The following is a 4,547-nucleotide window of genomic DNA, read 5'->3' as shown; positions in this document are numbered from 1 at the left end:
AATTTGCCTGGCGGCAACAGCGCGGTGGTCCCACCTGACCCCATGCCGAACTCAGAAGTGAAACGCCGTAGCGCCGATGGTAGTGTGGGGCCTCCCCATGCGAGAGTAGGGAACTGCCAGGCATCAAACCAGTAAAAAAGCCCCGGACGAGAGTCCGGGGCTTTTTTACGTCCGTACTGCGGCAAATTTACCGCTAAAAACGCGAAAACTCCCCACTGTAAAACCGTGCAATCGGGTAAACTACGGCCAGATTAATCAGTAAAGGCCGTAACATGTCCAGCCCTCAGACTTCCCTGAAAGCGTTCAACACACTGGGTCTTGCAATCGCGGCTGAAAAGCTTGTTGTTGCGGATAGCGCAGAAGCCATTTCCTCTGCCTGGCACGCCAGCCAGCAAAATAATCAGCCGTTTATGGTGCTTGGCGAGGGCAGTAACGTCCTGTTCCTCGAAGATTTTGCCGGCTGCGTGGTGATAAACGCGATTAAAGGCATCACCCTGGAAGAGCACGACGAAGCCTGGCATCTGCACGTTGGTGCTGGCGAAAACTGGCATCAGTTGGTTGAGCACACTCTAAAGAGAGGCCTCACCGGGCTGGAAAATCTGGCGCTGATTCCAGGCGTGACGGGATCGGCACCCATCCAGAACATTGGCGCTTACGGTGTTGAATTTAAAGATATTTGCCAGTACGTCGAGGTGTTACACCTGCCGGATAGCACAGTCACGCGTCTGCACCGTGATGAGTGCCAGTTTGGCTATCGCGACAGCATCTTCAAACACGCGATGAAGCATGACTATGTGATTGTGGCCGTCGGGCTGCGTCTGGCGAAGCAGTGGAAACCGGTGCTGAGCTATGGCGATCTGGCGAAGCTCAATCCCGCCACCGTATGCGCGTGGGACGTATTCAATGCGGTGTGCCATATGCGGCAAAGTAAGCTGCCCGATCCGCGCATAACAGGCAATGTAGGCAGTTTCTTTAAAAACCCCCTGATTTCCACTCAGCAGGCAGAGGCATTGCTCACGCACTATCCTGCTATGCCGCACTATCCACAGCACAGTGGTGATGTCAAGCTGGCCGCGGGCTGGCTGATCGATCAGTGTGCGTTGAAAGGCTATCGTCTTGGCGGCGCTGCGGTGCATCGGCAGCAGGCACTTGTACTGATCAATGAAGACAATGCCACACCGCAGGATATTGTCGCCCTGGCCCATCATGTGCGTCAGGAGGTGGGGAAAAAATTTGCCGTGTGGCTGGAGCCAGAGGTGCGGTTTATTGGCGCGCAGGGCGAGCGTAACGCCGTCGAGGTGATTTCATGAAAGATCATAGCGTTCCATTAAAACTGGTCGCCCTGCTGGCCGATGGCGAATTTCACTCTGGTGAACAGCTGGGTGAAGCGCTCGGTATGAGCCGCGCTGCCGTGAATAAACATATTCAGACGCTGAAAAGCTGGGGCCTGGATGTCTACACCGTGACAGGGAAAGGCTACAGCCTGCCAGCGCCCATTCAGCTGCTGAATGAAGAGGCGATACTGGCGCATCTGCATCAGCCGGATCTCGCAGTGATTCCGGTTATTGACTCAACGAATCAGTATTTACTCGATCGCATGGACCAGCTGAACTCCGGCTATGCATGCATCGCGGAATATCAACAGGCCGGGCGCGGCCGGCGCGGACGGAAATGGTTCTCGCCGTTTGGCGCCAATCTCTACATGTCCATGTACTGGCGACTGGAGCAGGGGCCAGCTGCGGCAATGGGCCTGAGTCTGGTGATTGGTATCGTGATGGCAGAGGTTATCCAGTCGCTGGGCGCGGCAGACGTCCGCGTTAAGTGGCCAAATGACCTCTATCTGCAGGATCGTAAACTGGCGGGTATTCTGGTTGAGCTCACCGGTAAAACCGGCGATGCGGCGCAAATTGTGATGGGCGCGGGGATCAACCTGGTAATGCGGGGCGAAGGCACGGCGGAAATCAATCAGGGTTGGATCAATCTGCAGGAAGCGGGCATCAAGATCAATCGTAACGAACTCGCCGCCAGGCTGATAAACCGTCTGCGTGAAGCTTTACCGCTGTTTGAACGCGATGGGCTGGCGCCGTTTGTCGGCCGCTGGGAAGCGCTGGATAACTTTATCCATCGCCCGGTAAAACTGCTGATTGGCGATCGTGAAGTGCATGGCATTGCGCGCGGAATTGATAAGCAGGGCGGTTTATTGCTGGAACAGGATGGTGAGATTAAATCCTGGGTCGGTGGCGAGATCTCATTACGTCCCGCTAATTAACACAGTAAACAGTAATGCATTAAACGCCCTGATAAAGCAGGGCGTTTTTAATACTATTTTCGTAACCGTACACTTTGCACGGCATGATCCGCAGACTTGGTCATGATCAGGCTGGCCCGTTCACGCGTAGGTAAGATGTTTTCTTTTAAATTCAGCCAGTTGATCTCTTTCCATAACCCACGTGCAATACTCTCTGCTTCCTCTTCAGGCAGCTGAGAATAGTGGTGGAAATAAGAGTCCGGATCGCTGAAGGCACCTTCGCGGAATTTAAGAAAGCGATTAACGTACCAGCGCTCTAATAAATTTTCTGGCGCATCGACATATATTGAAAAGTCGACGAAATCTGAGACAAATACATGATGCGGATCGTGCGGATAATCCATACCGCTCTGCAGGACGTTCAGCCCTTCCAGAATCAGGATGTCCGGCTGCTGCACCACCTTATCGCCATCCGGGATGACATCGTAAATCAGGTGTGAATACACCGGTGCGGTGACCTGACTGGCGCCCGATTTCAAATCCGATACGAACTTCACCAGTCGATGCATATCATACGACTGCGGGAAGCCTTTCTTTTTCATCAGGCCGCGCTCTTTCAGCACCGCATTAGGGTGCAAAAAGCCATCGGTGGTGATGAGTTCCACCTTGCGGTGCTCGGGCCAGCGGCTAAGCAGCGCCTGTAACACGCGCGCGGTGGTGCTTTTACCGACGGCGACACTGCCGGCAATACTGATAATGTACGGGATCTTCTGGCCATTGGTGCCAAGGAACTGCTCCAGCACCGCCTGACGGCGCAGATTTGAACTGATATAGAAGTTCAGCAGACGTGATAGCGGCAGATAGATCTCGGCAACTTCTTCCAGCGAAAGATCTTCATTGATACCGCGCAGCCGTTCAATTTCACTGGCGGCCAGCGTCATCGGTACAGAATCTCTCAGCGCAGCCCATTGCTGGCGATCAAACTGCAGGTAGGGCGTCGTCAGTGGCGTCGTTTTTTTACTCATAAGCATGCATCTGACCGCAAATTCTGGCTCATCAACACCTTGCAGCAACAGGCATACAGCGATGTGTCGAACTCAGTTGTACGTCACAGGGGTAATTTAACGAGAACAATGGGCAGGAGGGTAACACCAGTGTGACTTTAAAAAGAAGTAAAATGATAAACCTGAGCACGCTTTCGTAAGCAGGCCCGCATTTTTATGATCACAGTATGAGGCTAACGCAGTATCAAAGAATAATCAGGCTGTGGGCTGGCGGAAAAACACACCATGTTTGCTGCTTTTTGCTGCGCTGGCGGGGCGTTTTGCGAGGATTTGCACAAATAGTAAGCGGTAGTGCAAATTTAGCAATTTTTTTGTTGCATCCTGAACCCGGTCTTCCTAGAATGCGCGTCACTTGATGCCGGCTTAGCTCAGTTGGTAGAGCAACTGACTTGTAATCAGTAGGTCACCAGTTCGATTCCGGTAGCCGGCACCATCAAGTAGGTGGGATTCCCGAGCGGCCAAAGGGAGCAGACTGTAAATCTGCCGTCACAGACTTCGAAGGTTCGAATCCTTCTCCCACCACCATCTCAACCTCTCGGTTGAGCGTCAGATAAAGGCTTATCTGATGGGTGAGTTCAACTCTCTCACCTTCGAATTCAGATTGCGCAGTAGCGTGATCACCGTCAGTCGGAAACTCTGACTGGCTCGAATAATAGAAGGTCTTCTTTTATTATTCATAAGCTACAGAAAGAACAGGTAGCCGAGTTCCAGGATGCGGGCATCGTATAATGGCTATTACCTCAGCCTTCCAAGCTGATGATGCGGGTTCGATTCCCGCTGCCCGCTCCAGATGTGCTGATATGGCTCAGTTGGTAGAGCGCACCCTTGGTAAGGGTGAGGTCCCCAGTTCGACTCTGGGTATCAGCACCACTTCCTTTATCTCTCTCCTGATTCTCTCTCTGTAAAACTAACATCAGGTTTTGCCTGGTTAATGTGACGATATCTTTGATATATCCGTGTCTTAGAGGGACAAGCGATGGCTAAAGAGCAATTTCAACGTAACAAACTGCACGTAAACGTGGGCACCATCGGTCACGTCGACCACGGTAAAACCACTCTGACTGCGGCAATCACCACCGTTCTGGCTAAAACCTACGGCGGCCAGGCGCGTGCATTCGATCAGATCGATAACGCGCCAGAAGAGAAGGCTCGTGGTATCACCATCAACACCTCTCACGTTGAATATGAAACCCCGACCCGTCACTACGCACACGTTGACTGCCCAGGCCACGCCG

4 protein-coding genes, 4 tRNA genes and 1 rRNA gene are annotated in these 4,547 nt (G+C 52.8%); 8 read left to right on the top strand and 1 reads right to left on the bottom strand.

Features of this window, described 5'->3' with window-relative positions; genetic code table 11:
* The first annotated feature begins 6 nt into the window (after positions 1-6).
* The 3 genes from rrf to birA all read left to right on the top strand — a co-directional run bounded on the left by rrf (position 7) and on the right by birA (position 2,269).
* Positions 7-122, top strand: a 5S ribosomal RNA gene (gene rrf / locus FT726_RS26185).
* Positions 123-272: 150 nt separating this feature from the next.
* Entirely contained in the window at positions 273-1,310 is a 1,038-nt protein-coding gene (gene murB, locus FT726_RS26180) for a UDP-N-acetylmuramate dehydrogenase (protein WP_346303733.1), read from the top strand.
* Positions 1,307-2,269, top strand: a complete 963-nt coding sequence (gene birA / locus FT726_RS26175; protein ID WP_346303732.1) for a bifunctional biotin--[acetyl-CoA-carboxylase] ligase/biotin operon repressor BirA — start codon at positions 1,307-1,309, stop codon at positions 2,267-2,269. The genes murB and birA overlap by 4 nt, the downstream gene beginning before the upstream one ends.
* A 53-nt stretch (positions 2,270-2,322) precedes the next feature.
* On the opposite strand, the gene coaA is transcribed toward birA, so the two are convergent.
* Positions 2,323-3,273, bottom strand: a complete 951-nt coding sequence (gene coaA, locus FT726_RS26170; RefSeq protein WP_058759911.1) for a type I pantothenate kinase — start codon at positions 3,271-3,273, stop codon at positions 2,323-2,325.
* Between the two features lie 396 nt (positions 3,274-3,669).
* Between coaA and FT726_RS26165 the strand changes: the two genes are divergently transcribed.
* From FT726_RS26165 to FT726_RS26145, 5 genes are all read left to right on the top strand, one after another.
* Positions 3,670-3,745 (top strand) — tRNA-Thr (locus tag FT726_RS26165).
* Between the two features lie 7 nt (positions 3,746-3,752).
* Positions 3,753-3,837 (top strand) — tRNA-Tyr (locus tag FT726_RS26160).
* A 189-nt stretch (positions 3,838-4,026) separates the two neighbouring features.
* A tRNA-Gly gene (locus FT726_RS26155) sits at positions 4,027-4,101 on the top strand.
* 5 nt (positions 4,102-4,106) lie between these two features.
* Positions 4,107-4,182 (top strand) — tRNA-Thr (locus tag FT726_RS26150).
* 106 nt (positions 4,183-4,288) lie between these two features.
* A partial coding sequence (locus FT726_RS26145; protein ID WP_288424542.1) for a GTP-binding protein occupies positions 4,289-4,547 on the top strand: 259 nt, incomplete at its 3' end.

It is taken from the genome of Pantoea sp. Morm (genome assembly GCF_016643525.1).
Lineage (GTDB): Bacteria > Pseudomonadota > Gammaproteobacteria > Enterobacterales > Enterobacteriaceae > Pantoea > Pantoea dispersa.
The sequence above is the reverse complement of the archived record's forward strand: the minus strand, read 5'-3'. Positions and strand labels throughout refer to the sequence as shown.